Source organism: Ruminococcus bovis (assembly GCF_005601135.1).
Classification (GTDB): domain Bacteria; phylum Bacillota; class Clostridia; order Oscillospirales; family Acutalibacteraceae; genus Ruminococcoides; species Ruminococcoides bovis.
In genome coordinates, this window is record NZ_CP039381.1 from 757047 (window position 1) to 779789 (window position 22743).

A 22743-nucleotide genomic window follows, 5' to 3' on the forward strand; every position below is an offset into this window, starting at 1 on the left:
AACCCTTTGAAAAAATAAAAATTTTCAAAGGGTTTTTATTATTTACTCTATTCTGTCATTTTCTTAATATCATTATAGGAATAAGTTTTCTCTGTTTTGTGGGTACTATCGGTAATGGTTTGAACAAATTCTTTGTTGCCCTCAGCATATAACTGTCCTGAATAAGAAACTCTCTCATATGCACCCTTTGGTAATGGGCTATCCTTAGGAGTTTTAACTACACACAATATCAAATCTTCTGACTTTTTAATCGTTTTTTCACCGTCAATTGTTTCTTTAAGAAAAGTCGTTTTAATTTTCTTTGCACTTAAATCTTTAAAACGAAATGCGTCATTGTGCCCTTTAATATGCTCACTAAGTGGAATATATCCACCCAAAGTAAATACTGATATGACATCACCTTTTTTCAAATCACCTTTAAATGTATCTGTTATCAGGACATCGGATTTTGTCCAAGCAACACCTTCATAGCTTGTATAAGACACATTTTGAACTGTTACACGAATTACATCATCTGATACTGATATTAGTTCATTTAGGTCATCCTGATAAATTTCATCAGTTTTTGAAACAGTTTCTAACACATTACTGTCAGAATTTGGAACGCTATATTTCCTTTCCAAATTCACAGATAAGTCCCTTATCATTCCAACATTTGCATTTTTTGAACTACTTGAAGTAATTGTATTACTTGAATTGTTTGCACCACTTGAAGAACTTGTGTTATTTGAAGAATCTTTACAACCGGTTATAGTAACACAAGTTATTATCAACACAAGGAATAATAATAATGCTTTTTTCATAATTAAATTCCTCCTCGTATAATAAAGTAGTAGTATTTATAGACCCTCTCCAAGGTCTGTGTGCTATAATGATAGAGATACTGTGGATTGTTTACAATCTCCTACCACTTGATGGTTTTTGAAAGGCTACAACCACAGTCTCTTTGTATATTTGTTAATTAGTTAGATACCGCATGACGGTTTATTTAGAACGAGGTTACAATCGCAAGGAGTACCAGTGGTCTAAACAGTATCAAAAATACACTCACAAGGAGTTTTCATTATGATTTATATTGGAATTGATGTTGCTAAAGATAAACACGACTGTTTTATTACCAATTCAGATGGTGAAGTCTTATTTAAATCTTTTACTATCTCTAACAATCGTGAAGGCTTTGAAACCTTATTTCAAAAAGTACAATCCATTTCAGATGATTTAACAAAAGTAAAAGTAGGACTTGAAGCTACCGGACACTATAGTTACAATCTTCTGGGATTTCTTCTTGATAAAGGTTTGCCGACCTACATTATCAATCCATTACATACAAATCTATACAGAAAAAGTTTAAGTCTTAGAAAGACGAAAACAGATAAAGTTGATGCCCGTACAATTGCTTCTATGATTATGTCTGATGTGAACTTAAAGTCCTACACAAATACATCATACCACAATGAGGAGCTAAAGTCACTAACTAGATACCGTTTTGATAAAGTAAAAGAAAGAGCAAAATTAAAATCTTCTATTTCTAGACTTGTATGTATCCTTTTTCCTGAATTAGAAAAACTCGTTCCTACACTTCATATGGCTTCAGTTTATGCCTTATTAGGAGATTTCAATCGCTTTGATTCAGCTGATAAAATACTTGCATATGCAGGTATGTCACCTTCTACCTACCAATCCGGTCAATTAGAGAACTGTCATTCTCATATGGAAAAGCGTGGTTCAAGGTACTTACGATACGCTCTGTACAATGCAACAAAATATGTTTGTTACTGGGATGAATCTTTCGGTGTATATCTTGGTAAGAAACGCTCAGAAGGCAAACATTACAATGTTGCATTATCCCATGCAACAAAGAAACTTGTTCGCTTAATTTTTGCAATGGAGAAATCTAAACAACCATACCAACCAACAGTTTAATTCTTTTCATAAATATCTTATTTTTGAGCACCATTTATGATGCTCTTTTTTGTCATGCTATTTTTACGATTCCAATACGATCTAAAGGATTTTTTTGATTAATTCAAAATATCTTCATTATAGCCTTGACTTTTAATAGTTAGTCTTTATTGCCCTTTGTTTCATTGATTATTTTATAATGTAATCTTTATTGTTATGGTTTTTCTATGCAGCACACTTTATTTATAAAATATCGTTTTAGTTCACATTTAGTGTTTCGTATAGTTTTTTACATCTTTATGGTAATACATACATTTAATTTTGTCAACAAATATTTTTCCACAGTAATATTAATTTAATCTGTGTTGTAAATAGATATGACCCATTTTAGGGTAAAAATAAAATACGATTTAATATTTCGCTTGTTTTACTGACTTTTGATTATGAATATTAATTAATGAATGGATTTCAATTCTAACTTTTCACTCAATAACTGCATTGGACTTTTGTATTCAAGTGTTCTCATTGTCTTGTTATTACTCCATTCTAAATGTCCTTTTAACTTTGTATTTAATTCTTCAATATTTTTGAATGTTTCCCAATCATAGAAATATCTTTGGTCGTTTCTATGACTTCTTTCTACCTTCCCATTGTGCCAAGGTGTTCGTGGTGGTATTAATTTATGATTTATACCTAATTTGTTCAATTCTATTTCAAAAGGACTTTTCACTTCACTGCTTTGATATTTATATGTGAACTCTCTTCCGTTATCTGTTTGAACCGTCTTTATTTTAAACGGAAATTCTTTTAATAACATTTTCAAGAATTTAGTTGAGTTTTCCGGTGTATGTTCTTCAAACCCATATACAAATCTCATTCTTGTACATTCATCTATTGCAGTCCATTGATAAAAATGCTTTCCGTCCCTTAAAGCCTTGCCTCTTAAGCAATTGTATGGCACTTCTTTTACATCTATCTGCACCTTTTCTCCAGGTATTAACAGCTCCGGATATCTTCTATGATTACGGCTCTTTTTCTTGGTCTTTTTATATTTTACTAAGCCCATTCTTTTTGCAGCATATATCATTCCTGAATAGCTTCTTGTATATCCTTTTCTCTTTAAATCACTGTATACTCCATCCCATCCATATCTTTCATAGCACTTTTAAAAGAATTTCTAATTTGTCTTTCTTCTCTTTTTGTGTGTCTGTTGGGATGACTATGTGGTCTGCGTGATTTAGGCAATAGCGATTGCCAGGTACCGTCATATTGTTTACACCATCTCTTTACGCTTGAAAGACTTACACCGTACACTCTACTTGCTTCGCTTTTCCTTTTCTTAGTGCGTATTTTACTATGGCTTGCTTTTTCTTTGCTTCTTGTGTTATTATATTCATGAGGAGTACTTCTTTCTTAGGTTAATGTTTTTGAGCGATTCCATTATACCATATTTTGAAGTTACTCCTCTTTTTTATTGGGTCATATCATTTTAGCACATACATATTTTTCCACAGTAATATTAATTTAAATAATTGAACTTTCAAAGTATATCAACACTTAATCAAAGTCAATTAAATATAAGAGATATAACAAAGCCCTTTGAGAAAAGGATTTCTCCTCTCTCAAAGGGCAACATACACTAAATTATTTTTTATAAATCTTTAATCGTTGCTCAGTTGCATCCATATAAGTTTTATCTATTTCAATACCTAAGTATCTGCGATTATTTTTTAAAGAAGCAACACCTGTACTTCCAACCCCATTAAAGCAATCTAGTACTAAATCATTTTCATTAGAAGCGATTTTAACTATTTTTTCAAGAATAGCTACAGGCTTTTGTGTTGGATGTAGACTTTTCCCATCTTTATTTTTTACTCTCTCAGAACCCATACAGATACTGTTTTCAATAAAATTATGCATATCCCTTTGATTTGTAAAATTCCAAGTATGCCCCTTATTCCAACAACTAACAATTAATTCACAACTATTTAAAAAAGATGATTTTCTAAAATTAGGAACAGGGTTTGTTTTATGCCATACCATAAATTGAAATGTGTCAAATTCAGGATCAAAGACCTTGTGATATTCACCTATAATATTATAAGAACAAAATATGAAAATATTACCATTTGGCTTTAATACCCTTTTAAATTCCCCAATTAAATCTTTAGGATTTAGTTCTGATAAATCCCATTCAGCTAAATCGTTATTAATTTCACTTCTCCAATTAAATTTCATATTACCTGTGCTATATTTAGCTATGTTATATGGTGGATCAGTCAAAATCAAATCAACAGAATGATCTGGTATATTTTTCAAAACTGAGAAACAATCATCGTTTATTAGTAAATAATCTTTTATATCATTAACATCAATCATACAAAATACATATCCTTTATTTTTGATAAAGCCTCTTTAATTTTCTCTGCAGATTTTTTGTACTGTTCAAACATAACATTGAAACCATCTTCATCATCACAAACAAAATTCCAATAATCTCTGCCAATTAGTAATTCATCCTCTGCAAAAAATTGCTTAACTCTTTCTTGCTTCCAAACTTTACCTTCACCAAATTTATTATAAGCAGTACCAAAAAATATTTTAACTTTAGCTGTTTCATCGTCTTTAAGTTCATTCTTCAATAAAAAATACTCTTCTAATAAAGCATTTTTCTCTGCTCTTGATTTTTTATTATCCAAATCACCTGATGCCTTTAACTCAATAAGATAATGTTCGTTTTTCTCACTACAATAAAAATAATTGTCGGTAACATGTGATCTTTTATAACTAGTAATATCTCTTGGATATATTGATGAATATGTAGAGTAATGATCAATACTAGGCATAGTTACATGATCAACATAATTATCTAAAATATTAGATATACGACTAACTTGATCAGGTAATATAAAAGAATTGATATTATTGCGTACTTCATATGATAATTTTGCAATATTATTACCCATTTTTTCTAATACATTGCCAAAAGAAGAATCAAAAGATCTCACAAAAGCAGAATAGAACATAAACTCCTCTCCAAGCTCTGCTATAAAACAGTTGTTCTTTTTCATGTTTATTACACCTTTTTCGTCATCAACTTCAGCAGTATAACGACTTATCAATCCTTCAGCAAAAGCTGATATTGCAGTATCAACAACAACTTCTATTTCTTTTTTCTTATGTTCATCCATAATAAAACTCCTTAAAAATCTACAATATTATAACATAAATCAATCTACCATTTAATTCTTTTATAGAACAATTATATAAATTCATATATAATAAAAGGCAATCTCTATACAAAATATAGAAATTGCCCTTTGAATTAAATATTAAAAATTAATATAACTTTGCACCTGCAGGGATATGGTTATCAACCATTAGTAGGTGAAGTTTTTCTTCTCCTTCTTCTTCATGAACGGCAGAAAGTAGCATACCACAAGACTCAATACCCATCATTGCTCTTGGTGGTAGGTTAGTAATAGCAATAAGTGTTTTGCCTACTAGTTCTTCAGGTTCATAATAAGCGTGGATACCACTTAGTATTGTACGGTCTTCCCCTGTACCGTCATCAAGAGTAAACTGTAGAAGTTTCTTTGACTTAGGAACTGCTGTACATTCCTTAACCTTTACTGCTCTAAAGTCAGACTTGCTGAATGTATCAAAGTCAACAAAGTCCTTAAATAGTGGTTCAACCTCTACCTTAGAGAAGTCAATCTTTTCTTCCTTAGGTTCAGCAACCGGCTTGTTAGCAGGTTTTGATGCACCTACAGGCTTCATTGTTGGGAATGCAATAACATCACGAACTGCAGGTGAATTAGTTAGCAGCATAACAAGTCTGTCAATACCCATACCCATACCACCTGTTGGAGGCATACCGTATTCCATAGCAGTTAGGAAATCTTCATCAATCATATTAGCTTCTTCATCACCGTTTTCACGAAGCATCATCTGGTGTTCAAAACGACCTCTCTGGTCAATTGGGTCATTAAGCTCTGTATATGCATTAGCAAGTTCGCCACCTGCTACAAAAATTTCAAATCTTTCTACTAGTAGAGGGTTATCTTTCTTTCTCTTTGTTAGAGGAGAAATTTCTACAGGGTAGTCAATAACGAATGTAGGCTGAATTAGCTTATCTTCTACATATTCATCAAATGCTTCTGCAAGAACATTGCCCCAAGTGTCAGTTGGCTTAACCTCTAGCTTAAGTTCCTTAGCAACTTCCTTAGCCTTTTCAGTGTTGCCCATAAATTCACCAAAGTCAACACCTGTCTGTTCCTTAACTGCATCAATCATTGTAATTCTCTTAAATGGAGCTTTTAGAGAAATTTCATAATCACCGTATGTAATATCTTCTGTACCGTTAACAGCCATACAAGACTTGTTGATAAGTTCTTCGGTAATATCCATCATACCGTTGTAGTCTGTATATGCCTGATATAGTTCGATAGTAGTAAATTCAGGATTATGTCTAGGGTCCATACCTTCGTTACGGAAGATTCTACCGATTTCATAAACTCTTTCCATACCACCGATGATAAGTCTCTTTAGAGGAATTTCTGTTGCAATTCTCATATACATATCAATGTCAAGTGTGTTGTGGTGAGTAACGAATGGTCTGGCTGATGCACCACCCGGAATTGTGTTTAGTGTTGGAGTTTCAACTTCAATAAATCCCTTGCTATCCATAATGTTACGAATAGTAGAAACAATCTTACTTCTCTTAATAAATGTTTCCTTAACTTCAGGATTCATAATAAGGTCAACTTCACGCTGACGGTATCTTAGGTCAACATCCTTTAGACCATGATACTTTTCAGGTAGTGGAAGAAGTGACTTTGAAAGGAGCTTAACACCTGTTGCATGAACAGAAACTTCGCCCATCTTTGTTTTGAAAACAAAGCCTGTACATTCCATAATATCGCCAATATCCCACTTTTTAAGACCTTTGTATGTTTCCTCACCAAGGTCATCAAACTTTGCGAAAACCTGCATTTTGCCTGTACGGTCATATACATCCATAAACATAACCTTACCCTTGCCACGCTTAGACATAATTCTACCGGCAATTGTTACTGTCTGGTTTTCATATTTTTCAAAGTTATCTGAAATATCTTTGTTTAGTGTATCTCTAGCTGAAGTGTTGACCATATAAGGGTCGTTACCTGCAGCCTGTAGTTCTGCTAACTTGTCACGGCGAACCTTTAGTAGGTCACCACCGTTGTTCTTGTTCTGGTTATTCTGTTCACCCATTTTTTATTTCCTTTCCATAATAAAAGGCAGTATCAAGAACTGCCCTTAATTATCAATTTAATCTAAGTTATCTTGAAATTTCCATTACCTTGTAAGCTACAACGCCACCCGGAGTTTCAATTTCTGCAACATCATCAATTGACTTGCCAAGAAGTCCCATACCAACAGGACTTTCATCAGAAATCTGTAGCTTCTTAGGGTCACTTTCGTTTGAACCAACAATACGGATAGTCATTTCCATATCGTTAGCAAGATTTTTAATTTTTACTGTACTACCTAGGTGTACTCTATCATTGCTGATTTCGCTTTCATCAATAATAACTGCATTTTTAAGGCTTGCTTCAATATCTGCAATTCTAGCTTCAAGAATAGCCTGTTCATTTTTTGCATCATCATATTCTGAGTTTTCAGAAAGGTCACCATATGAACGAGCAACCTTGATTTTTTCTGCGATTTCAGTTCTTTTTTCGCCTTTAAGGACTTCAAGTTCAGCCTCTAATTTTTTAAGGCCTTCTTCTGTAAGCATAACCTGCTTTGCCATTAAAAACACATCCTTTTTCAAATAAATATACTATTTTATTATATCATTAATAAGGATTATGTCAATCCCCTAAACTACTGCTTTAGCAAGATATTTTCCCATACTTTTCACTGTACAGGTGCAATTTTCGTTATAAGTTGTCTTTGGGATAAGCTCAGCCATATAATGTTGCCTACCTTTTGAAAATAAAGCTGATGCAAAGTACAAACTGTCCATATCCTCAGGACGATATTTTTCTAAATTTTCCGGTATTTCAACACTATATCCATAGTAGCACTGTGCATTCATATCAAAACAAGGTCTTTCACTTGTTAATACAATAGCTTTACTGTTTAAGTCAAGAATTTTTCTGATTTGAGTAGGAGCAATTACAAGGTCGGCATCTTTCATTCTGGAGAGCCTATCGGTATAAACTAAGCTGACACCCATTTCATCCATCAACTTATCGGATATTTCCTTGTACTTTTTCTTGTTAACTGTTACAACAATGAAATTGTCAGTTAGCTTACAAAGTTCAGTTAAAAAGTATTTGTTGTTACCGTCAATATCGTAATAAACACTTTTCAGCTTTTCCGGATTTTCCATTGTTTTTAGTAGTGACAAGGCAAAGTTATTTGTCATAATCTTTGCAAATGTACTGTCAACAAACCTTTGCAGTCTTGAGTTGATAGGAAAAGAAATATCTTCACTACACACCAAACACTTTGACTGATAACCTGCTCTATTCTTCACAACTTTCCAATTAATTTTGTCATTATAGCTTATGTAAACCATTTGACGGATAATAAGGTTTTTCTCTTCTCCATAATCTTCAAGTAACTTATCCTTTATAAATGGCTTTACGTAACCGTCAAATAAGCCAGCGTCTTGAAGCGGATTTGAAAACATGCGAAAATATCCAAGTAAATAAGTTGTAGACGAACATCTACAATAGACTACAACAAAAAACGATTGGAGAGTTTCGTATGAACAAAGGTATCAGAACATTAAGAAAAGAACAGAACCTGGCTCTTTGGGCAAACCAAGTAGAGAAATGCAACAACAGTGGGTTAAGTGTTGCGCAGTGGTGCAGAAATAACAATATTCCTGTAAGTACATTTTGGAGCAGACAGAAAAAGGTATACGAAGCCTACACTCAAAAAACAGACCTCAATTCATAGAAGTGTCAGTAGAACCAGAAGTAAACGCTAACTCACCTATGATTTCTATCAAAGAAATGATTTCACAGTAGAAATCAATAATGGTGCTGACGAAGCTACAATAACAGCTGTGTTGAGGGCAATGAAAAATGCTTAATGATTTTAATTGTAATTGCCCGATATACCTTGCAAGTGGATATACTGATCTACGCAGAGGAATAGACGGACTTGCAACAATAATAGAAAAGCAGTTTAAGCTTGAGTCTTGTACAAATGCTTTGTTTCTCTTCTGTGGACGAAGAACGGATAGAATTAAAGGTTTGTATTGGGAAGGTGACGGATTTCTGCTTCTGTATAAAAGGCTTGAAAAAGGTAAGTTTCAATGGCCTCGAAAATCTGAAGAATGTGTCACAATAACACCTCAGCAATATCGTTGGTTAATGGAGGGACTTAATATAATCCAGCCTAAGTCAACACAAAAAATAAGTGGAATAAAGTTCTCATAAAATGGCTTAAATACTGTACTTTTGCCTTGTTTTGTGGTATAATATAGGTATGATAATCAAGGATAAAACAGTGAAACAATTACTATTTCACTGGATGAATATAATGAACTAAAATCATTAAAAGAGCACTGTTCAGAACTTGAAACACAGGTGAAGTGGCTGATGGAGCAGCTTAAGATAAATAATAAAAAGACCTATGGCTCAAAAAGTGAACAATCGGAATATATTTACGAACAGCTTAGTCTTCTTCATAACGAAGCAGAGCTCTACTCAGATGTAGAAGCAAAGGAAGAGGTTAAGGTGGCTTCTCATACCCGAAAAAAGAAAGAAGCTACTCTTGACAAATTACCAGAAAACATCAAGACAGTTGTTGTAGAGCATACTCTTCCCGAAGAAGAAAAGGTATGTCCTAACTGTAATGAACAGCTTGAGGTTATTGGTAAGGAAGTAAAGAAAACATTAAAAATCAAACCTGCTGAGGTGATTATTCAGGAGGATGTATATTACACCTACGCCTGCAAGAATTGTGAGAAAAACGGTATTGAGACCCCAATAGTAAAAACACCACAGGAAAAGCCAGTAATCAAAGGCAGCTTTGCTTCACCAGAAGCAGTGGCTCACATTATGACACAGAAGTTTGTGATATACTCACCACTCTATAGACAAGAACAAGACCTGAAAAGGCAAGGTGTTGAATTAACAAGACAGACAATGTCTAACTGGATACTTAAAGCGAGTCAGCTGTGGTTAGAACCAATATATGAGAAGTTAAGAGAGCTTCTCATAAAAGAGGAAGTAATCCATGCAGATGAAACAACACTGCAGGTACTGAAAACCAAAGAGAAGCCTACTCCAAAGAAAGCATATATGTGGCTGTACAGAACGAGTGGATGCTCTGAAAAGAATATCGTACTGTATGATTACAAACCAAACAGAAAGATTGAAAATGCGGAGAACTTTCTTGAAGGTTTTAATGGCTACATACACGCAGATGGTTATCAGGGATATCACAAACTTGGAGATAACTTCACAGTTGTTGGTTGCTGGGCGCATTGCAGAAGAAAATTTGCTGAAGCATTAGAAATGATAAGCAAGGACGAACGAGCAAACTCAACAGCTGGAATTGCTTTAGATTACTGCAATCAGCTATATGCAATAGAAAAGAAATAGCTGATAAAAGCTATGAAGAAATACTAAAGGTGCGACAAGAAAAATCAAAGCCAATTCTTGACGCTTTTGTGCTGGGCTGAAAAGCAAAGCATAGCATTTAAAAGCAAACTTGGTGGTGCGTTTACCTATCTTAAGAATAACGAGAAATATCTCAGAAGATATTTAGAGGACGGCAGATTAGAAATTGACAATAACCGAGCCGAAAGAAGCATTAAGCCTTTTGTGATGGGCAGAAAGAATTTCCTGTTTGCCAATACTGAGTCAGGAGCTACTGGCAGTGCTGTTATGTACAGCATAATCGAAACAGCCAAAGAGAACAATCTGAATCCGTTTAGATATCTGACCTATATCTTCAAAAAGTTCCCTAATATTAAGGAAAATGAAACGGCTGATATTCTACTGCCTTGGAATGCACCAGAGGAGTGCAAAGTTAAAATTTGATACATATGTGGAAATCCCTGCGAGAACAAACTCGCAGGGATTTTTTAGGATGATTTGACGGTTACGGCTTTACTAATTTTTTCAATCCTTTAAGGTTTCTTTTTTCAATTCTAAATGTTGTTAACAAAGAAAATCCCCCTTTGCACTATTTCTATAATAGTATGCAAAGAGGGAAAAATTATGCTTATTTTGTTGAACTAATTATTTTTTAATGAAGATTTTTTTATTAGCACATATGAACCGTCAGAAATTTTGAAACTCTTGTAGTCCTTACTGTATTTATCTTCATTATAATCACTTTCCGGAACATAAAGAATATTGTCATTATCAACACTTTTAACATATGTAGAGGATAAAGACTCTCTCAAAGTTTCTTCATCAATTGAACCGTTGTAGTTCTCTCTAACTGCTGAATCAACCTCATAAAGTTTGGTAAACATTCTTTGCTTTTCGTTTAAGTCGGTAACCTTTGAATTAAAGGTATGCATTGCATAAACATAAGCACCGGAAAAAGCAATAGCAGAACAAATTGCTGCAATTGTAACAGTAACCCCTAGTGGTACACCCTTCTTAACAGGTCGTCTTTCTCTTCTATCGCTCATAATTAGAACTCTGACATTGGGTCATACTTTGTACCGTTAATTCTACATTCAAAATGTAGATGAGGACCACTTGACCAACCTGTAGAACCTACATAACCGATAACCTGACCCTTAGAAACATGAGAACCTTGGCTTACAACTGCTCTTGTAAGGTGACCGTAGATTGTACATTTACCGTTACCATGGTCAATCCATACATAGTTGCCGTAGCCACCACCACAGCCACAAGAACCGGACTTACCCCAGTTATGTGTACAAGAGTTATTGGAAACAACAACTGTACCTGAGTCAGCAGCAACAACTGTTGCACCCATAATGCTACCGTCTGAAATATCAATAGCACCGTGGCCATAAGAACCTCTGTCTTCACCGAATACTGATGAAAGTGCAGTATGTCCCGGTACAGGCCATGTGTAACCTGAACCTGATGGTGTTACAGGTGTATAACTGCCACCACCACTGTTGCTACTACCACCACTGCTACTGCCACCACTATTGTTGGAAGAGCCATTGTTGTTTGAGCTATTATTTGAACCACTGTTTGAGCTGTTATTAGAACCGTTGTTTGAGCTATTCTGTCTAGCTTTTTCGGCAGCTTTCTTAGCTTGTTCTTCATAGTATGATTGAATCTGGTCATCAATACCATTCAAAGCACCGTTATTAGCTTTAATAGCAGCTTCTTGCTTTTTGTTACGAGTATAAAGTGTGCTTAACACTTTACTGTTTTCATCAACAACAGACTGCAAGTCAGCTTGTTTAGCCTGTAGATTTTTCTTTTCTTTAACTTGTTTTGCCTTATCCTTTACTAAAGCAGCTTTTTCTGACTTAACAGTTTTCATATCTGTTTCAATATCAGATATTAACTTTTCATCAAAGTTACTTACATTTCTAACAAGTTCAACTTTATCAAGAAAATCACTAAAGTCCTTAGCACCTAGAATAATTTCTAGAGAACTAACATCACCTGACATATAAATAGTCTTGATTCTCTTTCTTAGAGTATTTGTTCTGGAGCTAATATCGCTGTTTAGCTTCTTGATTTTCTTAGTTTTAGCAGAAATCTGATTGTTAAGTGTTGTAATTTTCTCTTGGCTTACAACAATTTCATCATTAACAGCATCAATTCTGTTAAGCAAAGTCTTTTGATACTGCTTTGTCTTAGCAATCTTACTGTTGTTTTTCTCTAATTCTTTCTGATATTGTTCTGACTTTTGCTTTAGTTCAGCCTGTCTTTGTTCAAGTTCAGAAATAGAGTCTTGAGCAACAACTGTGCTAGGCTGTACCTTTGCACCAATAGCAAATGTGCCACCAACTACAGTCAAAGCCAATATCGCCGAGATTATCTCTTTTTTCATTGCTATACTCCTTTCAGAGATAAAGTCAATTACCAACCAAGGATAATTGAACCTTCTTTCTTTAGGTACTTACCAATACTGATAAGACCACCTAAAATACCAACAAATACACCTGCAATAATAAATGCACCAAGGAATGGCCACATTACTGAGTTGAATGCTATTGCCTTAAATGGTACTACATACTGCAATGCTTCTATAATCAAATCATAAATGAGCATTAAACCGAATGTTGAAATTACACCGGCTATAGCACCCATAATGATACCTTCAACAAGGAATGGTATTCTGACGAATGTATCTGTTGCACCAACAGACTTCATAATACTGATTTCGTATCTTCTTGCATACATACTCATACGAATTGTATTAGAAATAATAAACAGTGAAATAATTACAAGTGCCAAAACAATTGCAACAGAAAGAATCTGTATAATCTTGTTTAGACTTGTTAATTTATCTGCAACATCAGTTTGGGATGATACAGTAGCAACACCCTTGATACTTTGAATTTGTTTTACTGTACTCTCATATTTTGATAAGTCCTTAACAGTAACCTTATAAGCATCAGGAAGTGGATTGCCCTCACCTTCCATTTCAGCAAAAACCTTGTCACCAAGAACATCCTTGTAATCCTTAATAGCGTCTTCCTTAGGGAAGAAAGAAACAGAAGTAACATTACTTAAGCCTTCCATCTGTTTTCCGGCATTAGTGATTTCTGCATCAGTTGCTTTATCTTCCATATAAACAGTTGTTTCGTTGCTATCTCCAACTTTGTCAACAATTGTTTTAACATTCAAAGATGCCATAACAGCAGCACCTGTCAGTACAAGGCAAGATAAAAGAACACCAATGGAAGCAAGGCTCATCATTCTATTTGACCAGATATTTCTGATACCTTCTTTGATTAAATAACCTAAATTACTAAGCTTCATTTTTACATTTCCTTTTCTATTTTACCTTAGTGAATCAATAACAGAATCCACCTGAGCATCCTTTTCCTTTTTCTCTCTATCGGCAGCAATAATTCTCTTAATTTTTGCAGGGTCAAGAGTTACTGTATGGATTAGGTCCTCTCTGTCATCTGTTTCGATTTCTTCAACAATCTTGTCAATGTTTTCAACAGCCTTTTCAACCTTAGTCTTTGGCTTTTCAGGTTCAGTCTGTTCTTCTGCCATCTTGTTTAACATTCTTAGCTTTTGAACAGGTAGTTCCTGTACTTCTTCCGGTGACTCTTGGTCAATCTTTAGAAGTGGACTAAGTTCATCATCGGAAATTTCCTGATCATATGATGACATAAGTTCAATATCTTCAGCAGACTTACGCTCTAACTTTGTATCGTGAATAATCTTACCCTTATGAATTTCAATAACTCTCTTGCCAAATTCTTTAACAAGGTCATGTTCATGGGTAACGATAATGATTGTTGTACCTTGCTTATTGATTTCAGAAAGCAGGTCAATAATTTCATGTGACATTTCCGGATCAACATTACCTGTAGGTTCATCGGCAATAATAATTTCAGGGTTATTTACTAAAGCTCTTGCCAAAGAAACTCTCTGTTGTTCACCACCGGAAAGTTGGTTAGGCTTACTCTTAATCTTACTGCCAAGACCAACTAGCTTTAGGATATAAGGAACACGAGTTTTGATTGTTTTGTTAGATGCACCAACACATCTCATAGCAAAAGCAACATTATCGTAAACTGTCATTTTCTCAATCAGACGGAAGTCCTGGAAAACAATACCCATCTTTCTTCTTAAGAAAGGAACTTTCCTTCTCTTAAGTTTACTCATTCTGATTCCATCAACAACAATTTCACCTTTTGTCAACTTTTCTTCAGCCATAATTAGCTTTAGGAATGTACTCTTACCGGCACCGGAAGAACCAACAATAAACACAAAGTCACCGTTGTTAATCTTTAGGTTGATATTATGCAACGCATGAGTACCTGAAGGGTAGTCCTTTGATACATTTTTAAATTCTATCATAAAAAAATCTCTCCAAAATGGTAACAAATGTTATTTACCAATGTGTACAAAACTCGCTCCACAAATGAATTTGAGAAGCGAGTCCTTATTAATTTTAGTATTTTGTAGGGTTAGCATCTAGGTATCTTCTTACCATTAATGCTACTTTAAAGACGATTGCATCTTCAAATTCTCTTAGGTCAAGACCGGTTAACTTCTTGATTTTTTCCAGTCTGTAAACAAGTGTGTTTCTGTGAACAAATAGCTTTCTTGATGTTTCAGAAACATTTAGGTTGTTTTCAAAGAACTTCTGAATTGTGAACAGAGTTTCTTGGTCAAGGCTGTCAATTGAGCCTTTCTTGAAAACTTCCTTTAGGAACATTTCACAAAGAGTAGTTGGTAGCTGATAAACAAGTCTTGCAATACCAAGGTTGTCATAGCTGACAATAGTTCTTTCGTTATCAAATACCTTTCCAACTTCAAGGGCAACCTGTGCTTCCTTAAATGAATGAGCCAAATCCTTGATACCCATTACAATAGTACCGATACCAACTGTACAATGAGTATAGAATTCAGAAGAAAGTGTATCAACAATAGAACCTGCTAACTTCTCTAGGTCCTTTTCCTTAATACCCGGTTTTAGTTCCTTAACAAGAGCAATCTCAGTTTCGTTAATGTTAATGATAAAGTCCTTAGACTTATCAGGAAATAGGTTCTGAAGAACATCATAAGCAGAAATATCTGTCTTGGATGTAATTCTGATTAACATAACAACTCTGGTAACTTCTGAGTTAAAGTGAAGTTCTCTTGCCTTTAGATAAATATCCCCAGGTAGGATATTATCTAGGATAACACTTTTGATAAAATTGCTTCTATCATACTTTTCATCATAATACTGCTTAATAGAATTCAGGGAAATAGCCAAAAGGCCCGCATATCTTTGGGCTGCCTCATCTGTACCGGAAACAAAGACTGCATACTCTGGTCTTTGATTTGCTCCAAATGATTTGTATGTATATCCGTTAATAACATAAGGAACAGTAGATGACAATGTTTCGGCATTTATACTTTCGTTTACTTCACCAATTCTGCCAAGTTCTGAACAAGCAATAACCACTGATGTTTCATCAACAATACCGATTGTTCTATCAATGGTATCTCTCATTTGGTGTATTACTCCTTGAAAGAGTCTATTTGACATATTATTTTCCTCCCTGATTATATGGTGATAATGACTAATGCTTTCGTTACAAGTCATATAATTATATTGTTCATCATATACATTTTACACAAAAACTCAGAAAATTGCAACATTTATTTTCAATTTTCAGGGAGAATTTTCACTAAAATCACAAATCACCCTATTTTGTGGGTATATTCGTGATACATTTTTACCAATTTGTCCGTTTTAGTAATTTTTCTGTGGTGTTTTCTGTGTTATGCTTAACAAAGAAAATTTTTATTATAACAACAAACCCCCTCAAATGAGGGGGTTATAAATATCAAGTTATCAGTTAGTGATAGTCTTTTCTGTTTCAGGATCAAATACATGAATCTTTTCAGTTTCAAATGCAATCTTGATCTTGTCACCAGGCTGAGCCTTTGAAGTTGGTTCAACTCTAGCGATAATTGGAATACCTTCAATGTTAACATATAGGTAAATTTCAGCACCCATAAGTTCTGTAACATCAACATTAGCTTCAAGAACACTTTCTGTTAGTCTTTCTAGGTGTTCAGCTTCGTCATGTACATGTTCAGGACGGATACCGATTCTAACAGCCTTGCCAACATAAGCGTCTAGCTTGCCACCTTCGTTCTTGCTTGCAGGTAGTGGAATGCTATAGCCTGCAAATTCAGCACAAATCTGGTTGCCCTTCTTAGCAAGAGTTGCATCAATAAAGTTCATCTGAGGTGAACCGATGAAACCTGCAACGAATTCGTTGCAAGGTAGATCATATAGATGCTGAGGTGTATCAACCTGCTGAATGAAACCGTCTTTCATAACAACGATTCTAGTACCCATTGTCATAGCTTCTGTCTGGTCATGAGTAACATAGATAAATGTTGTACCTAGTCTCTGATATAGCTTAGAAATTTCTGTACGCATCTGTGCACGAAGCTTTGCGTCCAAGTTAGATAGTGGTTCGTCAAGTAGGAATACCTTAGGGTCACGAACGATAGCACGACCAAGAGCAACTCTCTGTCTCTGACCACCTGATAGAGCCTTAGGCTTTCTGTCTAGGTACTGTTCAATACCAAGAATTCTTGCAGCTTCCTGAACTCTTTCCTTGATTTCTTCCTTTGGTGTCTTTCTTAGCTTTAGACCAAATGCCATATTATCATAAACTGTCATATGTGGATATAGAGCATAGTTCTGGAATACCATTGCAATATCTCTATCCTTTGGTGCTACGTCATTTGCTAGCATATCACCAATGTAAAGTTCACCCTTACTGATGTCTTCTAGACCGGCAATCATTCTTAGTGTTGTTGACTTACCACAACCTGAAGGACCAACCAAAATAATAAATTCTTTGTCTTCGATTTCTAGGTTAAAATCTGTAACAGCAGTTACACCACCGTCATAGATTTTATAAACGTGTCTTAAAGATACATTTGCCATACTAACTATAACCTCCCTGTATAAATAAGCAAGGATTTTACCATTCCTCACCAATAGTTTCGTATATCATAATGTAGTATATCATTTTTTTGTTGATTTGGCTACTATATTTTTGACTAAATATTAACGCAAGATTTTAGGCAAAAAGCCACACATATAAAAAATGTTCATATTTTTTGTTTATAACTTACAAAAATATATTACGCTTCTCATCCTCTTGCATAAATCTACATTCACCGGGGGCTAAATCTTTGGGCAATTTTAGCATACCGATTTGCTCTCTGTGTAGTTCTTTTACTGTTAATCCCTGTGTTAAAAACATCTTTTTTACCTGATGATACTTGCCTTCTCGTATAATTACCCTTGCAATATGGGGATTTTCCTTGTTTGGAAGTAATTTTGCCGATAGACAAAGTGTGCCATCATAGAAAGAAATACCCTTCCTGAAGTTCTCTACCATTTCATCGGTTACTTCACCGTCAAGGGTTGCTTTGTACACCTTTTCAACATGCTTTTTAGGGGATAACATTCTATGGGCAAAGTCACCGTCATCAGTAATAATCAGCATACCTGTAGTATCTTTATCAAGTCTACCTGCCGGAAAAAGATTTTTCCTTCTCATTTCCTTTGGCACAAGGTCAACAACAGTTTCTGCATTTTTGTCATTACTTGCAGAGATATAACCCTTAGGCTTGTTCATTATAATATACACATATTCTTGATAAGAAATATCTTTGCCATCCACAGTAACCTTATTTACATTAGGGTCAAGTTTAGTTTCAGGCTTTTTTATAATTTCACCATCAATTTTTACTAATCCTTTTCTAACCAGTTTTTGTGCTTCTTTTCTTGTGCAAATATTTTGTGACACAAGGAATTTATCAATTCTCATTTTACTCCTTTAGCAAAGATACAAAGTCACTTCCATAAAGCTCCTTAGATTTGTGACAGCCTACCACCTTACCTTTATAAGTAAGTATAGAAACAAAGTAGTTGTCCTTTCCTTTATAAACATAACGCTTAGTGGTCTTTCCCTTAAAGTTATTTAGGTCAAGACCCATAGCTTTTTGTATCTTATTATATCTTTCATATGTAGAGTTGAAGTTTTCCGGTATTCTCACATTATCAATAGTAACAGGTTGTCCGGTAACATTAAAGTAAGACAAGAAAGTTTCTTTATCATTACTTGTAGAAAAGCTGAGAGAATACTCACCTATTTCTTTACAATATGCACTTTTAGGTGTGTTATCACAAGACACAAACACTACTGCCAAAATCAGTATTAACCCAAAAGCACACATAAATAAAAATTTCTTTTTGTTATTAATCTTTGTTTTTACTGTTAGTACAAACATTTTATCAGTCCTTCCGTATTCCATATAAAATACATATGCAAGGACTTGCTATAAAATGTTATAGTAAATAATTTTTTAAATCTTCCGAAGAAGTTGCAAATACAGTAGCACCTTCATTTTCCATTGACTCTTTGTCACCGTAACCATAAAGCACACCAACAAAGTCAACATTACAAAGTCTAGCACCTTTTGCATCAAAATAAGTATCCCCTACCATAGCGATTTTACTGTTAAAATCTTTTCCCAATCTATTTACTGCATAAGGGATAATATCCTTTTTATCTTTCCTACTACCATCGGCTAAAGAGCCACAAACTGCATCAAAACATTCTGTTAAACCTAAGTTCTCAACAATTTCTTCTGCAAATTTTTCATACTTAGAGGTAGCAACTGCAACCTTAACACCGGTTGACTTAATCTCCATTAAAGTTTCTTTAATACCCTTATAAGGCTTATTCATCAGCTTACCCTCAGTATCATAATAATGACGATAAACCTCAACTGCATCTTCGGCAGGTTTCCCACTTAGATGGCATAAATTTGTGAAAGTATCAAGTAGTGGTGGACCTATATACAACTTATAATTACTTGTATCAAATGTATCACAACCGATTTGCTCTATAGTTTTTTCCAGACTATAACGAATACCTGTAGCACTTTCGGAAATTGTACCGTCTAAGTCAAACAAAATAATATCGTACTTACTCAAACTTTTCATCTGCCTTTTTCTGGAACTTTTCACTTTTTACAGATACTCTGTTGTGAGTACCGTTGGCAATCATACCGGCATTATCATAAGCAGTAACTTCGAACTTAAATGACCTACCGTCATTGCTGATTAGCTTACTTTCTACTTTAATCTTAGCACCGATTGGTGAAGGACTGATGTGCTGAATTTCTACCATTGTACCGACAGTAGTTAAACCCTCATCAAGAAAAGTATCGGCAAGTTTTGTTGATGCCTCCTCCATAAGAGCAACAACAGTTGGTGTAGCCAATACTCTTAGGCTGCCTGAACCAACATTTACTGCCAACATATCCTCTGTTACAACTTTTTCTATTACAAAATTATCCATAATTAAACCTCCAATTAATGATTATCATTGTATAATTAGAATTTCTATGGTATAATAATACATCATCTGATAAATTAATTCAATACAATATAAAAGGAGAAAAACAATGAAATTAGGAATTGTAGGCTTACCTAATGTAGGTAAAAGTACACTTTTCAATGCTATCACTAATGCAGGAGCTCAGAGTGCAAACTATCCGTTCTGTACTATTGAACCAAATGTTGGTGTTGTAGCAGTACCTGATAAGCGTATTGACAAACTTGCAGAAATGTATAATCCGGATAAAATCACACCGGCAACAATTGAATTTGTTGATATTGCCGGTCTTGTAAAAGGTGCATCAAAGGGTGAAGGTCTTGGCAACAAGTTCCTTTCTAACATTCGTGAATGTGACGCTATTGTTCATGTTGTAAGATGTTTTGAAAATGATGACATTATCCATGTTGAGGGTTCAGTTGACCCTGCAAGAGATATTGAAACAATTGACATTGAGCTTATCCTTTCTGATGTAGAAATGGTAACAAGAAAGATTGATAGACTTAAAAAGGCACTTAAAGGTGACAAGAGCCTACAACCACAGATTGACTTCTTTGAGGAAGTTCTTGACACACTAAACAAAGGTAAAAGTGCAAGAACTGTTGAAACAACAGAAGAACAGGAAGAATGGCTAAAGGAAGTTGCTTTACTTACAACAAAGCCAATTATCTACGCTGCAAATATGAGTGAAGATGACTTTACCAACGGTATTCAGGACAACAAAATGCTACAAACAGTTAGAGATATTGCAAGTGAAGAACATGCAGCAGTACTGCCAATCTGTGCACAAATTGAAATGGATATTGTTGATATGGACAAGGAAGAAAAGGAACTGTTCCTTTCTGATCTAGGTCTTGAAGAAAGTGGTCTTGACAGACTTATCAAGGAATGTTACTCACTACTTGGATTAATCTCTTACCTAACTGCCGGTAAACCTGAAGTTAGAGCATGGACAATCACTAAGGGTACTAAAGCTCCTCAAGCTGCCGGTAAAATCCACACAGACTTTGAAAGAGGTTTCATCAGAGCAGAAGTTGTTTCTTATGATGACCTTATCGCAAACGGTGGTATGACTGCTTGTAAAGAAAAAGGTCTTGTTCGTTCAGAAGGTAAAGACTATGTTATGAAAGACGGAGATGTAGTTCTATTTAGATTTAATGTTTAAATTTTAATTTTATTTTTTAATTTTGATTGCACTAATCTAAAAATTGCATTTTATTAAATATAAACTAAAATTTCATATTATATAGCAAACCGGCTACCAAATTAATGGTAGCCGGTGTTTTTATTAATTATAGTATGATGACATATAACATCTAGCTAATTTTAAGTAATCTCCATTTTTCACAGTAACATATGCACTTCCATAGAAATTATCATTTGACTTTATATCATATACAGAGTGTCTACTATCAGAACTAACCTCATAATATCCCATACCACCACTAGAAGTCAATTTATATTCACCTGGAGCAATATCTCTACCTACTTTAAACATACCACCAGATTCATAATTTTTATTCTTTGATGCATATTTTATATTAATAGCATAACAGCGTTTAAGTTCTAAATACTCTCCATCATACACTTTGACAATAGATGTATTGTAAAAATTATCATTAGAAATAATTGAATATACACTACCACTACTATCAGAGTTAATACTAAAGTATGCTAATTTATTTGTGGAATACAATACATATTCACCTGCAGGCATATCTCTACCTACTTTATATGTACCAACATTATATTTTTTTACTGGTGCAACTCTAACTGTACAAACAGATTTATAAGTTCTACCAGCATATTTAAATTTAGCTGTAATTTTAGCTATTCCCTTAGACTTACCTTTTACTACACCTTTTGAATTAACTGTTGCAATTTTCTTATTACTAGTTGACCAAAAAACATGTACATTAGAAGGATATTTTTTAATCTTAAGTCTAACTGACCTATTTAACACAACATACTGACTCTTAGGTAATGACACATAAGGCTGTTTTACATTAATTTTAATAGAATTTGATTGCCCATTACTTTTGATTGTAACTCTAGCAGAACCTTTTCTTAGAGCAGTAGCAACACCTTTACTATTCACTTTTACAACTTTTGTATTAGAAGATTTATAGCTAATTTTTGCAGATGATTTTGCATTCAGTTTATAAGTCTGACCCACATAAACACTTGCACTTTTATTCACTTTAGGAATGATATTGAAATTAACAGTTCTTTTTCCTTTTATTGAATTTTTACCAAAAATAATAACTGAGGCTTTCCCAACTTTTCTGTTATTCCTATAAGTTACGGTATAATCTCTTATTGAAATACTATCATAGAATTTATCAGTTACCCTAACAGTAGGTCTATATGATTTATTTTCATAAACATAAGTTTTCTTGTTAATACTTACATGACATTTATTTAAGGATAGAAAGATATTAAAATACTTTGTAATTTCTCCATCATATGCTCCAATAAAAAATACCGTTACACTACCCTTGCCAGGTGAAACATTATCCCTATAATCAAGTAGATAATCAATGTTTTCAGTTAATAAAAAATCGCCATCATAAACCTCTATTTTGGGGCAAATATCTGTACCTGTATATTCAAAAGATGTTTTGGACATAACCACCTTTAAATCAGTATTATCATATGCTAAAACTTCTATTTTATTAGATGTAGCAAAGGAAGTCATCGTTAACTGAAAAACCACAGAAACGACTAAAAATAGTGATAAAACAATTGATAAAATTTTTCTTTTCATTTTCTTA

The 22743-nt window shown here is 34.1% G+C and carries 24 protein-coding genes and 1 pseudogene; 6 read left to right on the plus strand and 19 right to left on the minus strand.

Features of this window, described 5'->3' with window-relative positions:
* Nucleotides 1-47 precede the first annotated feature (47 nt).
* Nucleotides 48-803 carry a hypothetical protein gene (locus E5Z56_RS03655; protein WP_138156575.1) on the minus strand — a complete coding sequence of 252 codons (756 nt, stop codon included), beginning with the start codon at nucleotides 801-803 and terminating at the stop codon, nucleotides 48-50.
* Nucleotides 804-1065: 262 nt separating this feature from the next.
* Here E5Z56_RS03655 and E5Z56_RS03660 point away from each other — a divergent pair, with 262 nt between their 5' ends.
* Nucleotides 1066-1923 carry an IS110 family transposase gene (locus E5Z56_RS03660; protein ID WP_138156576.1) on the plus strand — a complete coding sequence of 286 codons (858 nt, stop codon included), beginning with the start codon at nucleotides 1066-1068 and terminating at the stop codon, nucleotides 1921-1923.
* Between the two features lie 433 nt (nucleotides 1924-2356).
* Here E5Z56_RS03660 and E5Z56_RS03665 read toward each other — a convergent pair whose 3' ends face one another.
* The 7 genes from E5Z56_RS03665 to E5Z56_RS03695 form a co-directional block, all read right to left on the minus strand.
* Nucleotides 2357-2989 carry a DDE-type integrase/transposase/recombinase gene (locus tag E5Z56_RS03665; protein ID WP_138156577.1) on the minus strand — a complete coding sequence of 211 codons (633 nt, stop codon included), beginning with the start codon at nucleotides 2987-2989 and terminating at the stop codon, nucleotides 2357-2359.
* A 32-nt stretch (nucleotides 2990-3021) separates the two neighbouring features.
* On the minus strand, nucleotides 3022-3252 hold the full coding sequence (locus tag E5Z56_RS03670; RefSeq protein ID WP_138156152.1) for a helix-turn-helix domain-containing protein: 231 nt from the start codon (nucleotides 3250-3252) through the stop codon (nucleotides 3022-3024).
* Between the two features lie 294 nt (nucleotides 3253-3546).
* The gene (locus E5Z56_RS03675) at nucleotides 3547-4281 is read right to left on the minus strand and encodes a DNA-methyltransferase (protein WP_138156578.1); all 735 of its coding nucleotides are present in this window, start codon (nucleotides 4279-4281) and stop codon (nucleotides 3547-3549) included.
* Nucleotides 4278-5093, minus strand: coding sequence for a TdeIII family type II restriction endonuclease (locus E5Z56_RS03680; protein WP_138156579.1), 816 nt, complete (start codon nucleotides 5091-5093; stop codon nucleotides 4278-4280). Before E5Z56_RS03680 ends, E5Z56_RS03675 begins: the two co-directional genes overlap by 4 nt.
* A gap of 148 nt (nucleotides 5094-5241) precedes the next feature.
* Nucleotides 5242-7155 (minus strand): lysine--tRNA ligase, encoded by a 1914-nt coding sequence (gene lysS / locus E5Z56_RS03685; RefSeq protein WP_138156580.1) that lies wholly within the window; start codon nucleotides 7153-7155, stop codon nucleotides 5242-5244.
* Between the two features lie 67 nt (nucleotides 7156-7222).
* The gene (greA, locus tag E5Z56_RS03690; protein ID WP_138156581.1) at nucleotides 7223-7696 is read right to left on the minus strand and encodes a transcription elongation factor GreA; all 474 of its coding nucleotides are present in this window, start codon (nucleotides 7694-7696) and stop codon (nucleotides 7223-7225) included.
* A gap of 69 nt (nucleotides 7697-7765) precedes the next feature.
* Nucleotides 7766-8584, minus strand: coding sequence for a hypothetical protein (locus tag E5Z56_RS03695; protein WP_138156582.1), 819 nt, complete (start codon nucleotides 8582-8584; stop codon nucleotides 7766-7768).
* Nucleotides 8585-8661: 77 nt separating this feature from the next.
* On the opposite strand from E5Z56_RS03695, the gene tnpA reads away from it, so the two are divergent.
* The 4 genes and pseudogenes from tnpA to E5Z56_RS11855 all read left to right on the plus strand — a co-directional run bounded on the left by tnpA (nucleotide 8662) and on the right by E5Z56_RS11855 (nucleotide 10952).
* Nucleotides 8662-8856 carry an IS66 family insertion sequence element accessory protein TnpA gene (gene tnpA, locus E5Z56_RS03700; RefSeq protein ID WP_138156583.1) on the plus strand — a complete coding sequence of 65 codons (195 nt, stop codon included), beginning with the start codon at nucleotides 8662-8664 and terminating at the stop codon, nucleotides 8854-8856.
* 128 nt (nucleotides 8857-8984) lie between these two features.
* Nucleotides 8985-9341, plus strand: coding sequence for an IS66 family insertion sequence element accessory protein TnpB (tnpB, locus tag E5Z56_RS03705; protein WP_138156313.1), 357 nt, complete (start codon nucleotides 8985-8987; stop codon nucleotides 9339-9341).
* A 162-nt stretch (nucleotides 9342-9503) separates the two neighbouring features.
* A pseudogene (gene tnpC, locus E5Z56_RS03710) lies at nucleotides 9504-10772 on the plus strand (IS66 family transposase); the annotation flags it as partial.
* Between the two features lie 24 nt (nucleotides 10773-10796).
* Complete coding sequence (locus tag E5Z56_RS11855; RefSeq protein WP_232842492.1) at nucleotides 10797-10952, plus strand: transposase domain-containing protein; 156 nt, start codon at nucleotides 10797-10799, stop codon at nucleotides 10950-10952.
* A gap of 197 nt (nucleotides 10953-11149) precedes the next feature.
* On the opposite strand, the gene E5Z56_RS03720 is transcribed toward E5Z56_RS11855, so the two are convergent.
* The 10 genes from E5Z56_RS03720 to E5Z56_RS03765 all read right to left on the minus strand — a co-directional run bounded on the left by E5Z56_RS03720 (nucleotide 11150) and on the right by E5Z56_RS03765 (nucleotide 19933).
* Nucleotides 11150-11554 carry a hypothetical protein gene (locus tag E5Z56_RS03720; protein WP_138156586.1) on the minus strand — a complete coding sequence of 135 codons (405 nt, stop codon included), beginning with the start codon at nucleotides 11552-11554 and terminating at the stop codon, nucleotides 11150-11152.
* 2 nt (nucleotides 11555-11556) lie between these two features.
* A complete protein-coding gene (locus E5Z56_RS12015) occupies nucleotides 11557-12909 on the minus strand; it encodes a murein hydrolase activator EnvC family protein (RefSeq protein ID WP_138156587.1) in 1353 nt (450 codons plus the stop codon).
* A 29-nt stretch (nucleotides 12910-12938) separates the two neighbouring features.
* Nucleotides 12939-13844: a permease-like cell division protein FtsX gene (ftsX, locus tag E5Z56_RS03730; protein ID WP_138156588.1), complete on the minus strand. Its 906-nt coding sequence runs from the start codon at nucleotides 13842-13844 to the stop codon at nucleotides 12939-12941.
* A 21-nt stretch (nucleotides 13845-13865) separates the two neighbouring features.
* Nucleotides 13866-14900, minus strand: a complete 1035-nt coding sequence (gene ftsE / locus E5Z56_RS12065) for a cell division ATP-binding protein FtsE (RefSeq protein WP_138156589.1) — start codon at nucleotides 14898-14900, stop codon at nucleotides 13866-13868.
* Nucleotides 14901-14994: 94 nt separating this feature from the next.
* A complete protein-coding gene (locus E5Z56_RS03740; RefSeq protein WP_138156590.1) occupies nucleotides 14995-16080 on the minus strand; it encodes a PucR family transcriptional regulator in 1086 nt (361 codons plus the stop codon).
* Between the two features lie 309 nt (nucleotides 16081-16389).
* Nucleotides 16390-17502 carry an ABC transporter ATP-binding protein gene (locus E5Z56_RS03745; RefSeq protein WP_138156591.1) on the minus strand — a complete coding sequence of 371 codons (1113 nt, stop codon included), beginning with the start codon at nucleotides 17500-17502 and terminating at the stop codon, nucleotides 16390-16392.
* 187 nt (nucleotides 17503-17689) lie between these two features.
* Nucleotides 17690-18394: a pseudouridine synthase gene (locus E5Z56_RS03750; RefSeq protein ID WP_138156592.1), complete on the minus strand. Its 705-nt coding sequence runs from the start codon at nucleotides 18392-18394 to the stop codon at nucleotides 17690-17692.
* Nucleotide 18395: 1 nt separating this feature from the next.
* Nucleotides 18396-18881: a DUF4830 domain-containing protein gene (locus tag E5Z56_RS03755; protein WP_138156593.1), complete on the minus strand. Its 486-nt coding sequence runs from the start codon at nucleotides 18879-18881 to the stop codon at nucleotides 18396-18398.
* A 34-nt stretch (nucleotides 18882-18915) separates the two neighbouring features.
* Nucleotides 18916-19575 carry an HAD hydrolase-like protein gene (locus E5Z56_RS03760; protein WP_138156594.1) on the minus strand — a complete coding sequence of 220 codons (660 nt, stop codon included), beginning with the start codon at nucleotides 19573-19575 and terminating at the stop codon, nucleotides 18916-18918.
* The gene (locus E5Z56_RS03765; RefSeq protein WP_138156595.1) at nucleotides 19559-19933 is read right to left on the minus strand and encodes a thioesterase family protein; all 375 of its coding nucleotides are present in this window, start codon (nucleotides 19931-19933) and stop codon (nucleotides 19559-19561) included. The genes E5Z56_RS03760 and E5Z56_RS03765 overlap by 17 nt, the downstream gene beginning before the upstream one ends.
* Nucleotides 19934-20039: 106 nt before the next feature.
* Between E5Z56_RS03765 and ychF the strand changes: the two genes are divergently transcribed.
* Nucleotides 20040-21134, plus strand: a complete 1095-nt coding sequence (gene ychF / locus E5Z56_RS03770; RefSeq protein ID WP_022505259.1) for a redox-regulated ATPase YchF — start codon at nucleotides 20040-20042, stop codon at nucleotides 21132-21134.
* A gap of 123 nt (nucleotides 21135-21257) precedes the next feature.
* Here ychF and E5Z56_RS03775 read toward each other — a convergent pair whose 3' ends face one another.
* A complete protein-coding gene (locus tag E5Z56_RS03775) occupies nucleotides 21258-22736 on the minus strand; it encodes an Ig-like domain-containing protein (RefSeq protein ID WP_138156596.1) in 1479 nt (492 codons plus the stop codon).
* Nucleotides 22737-22743: the final 7 nt, after the last annotated feature.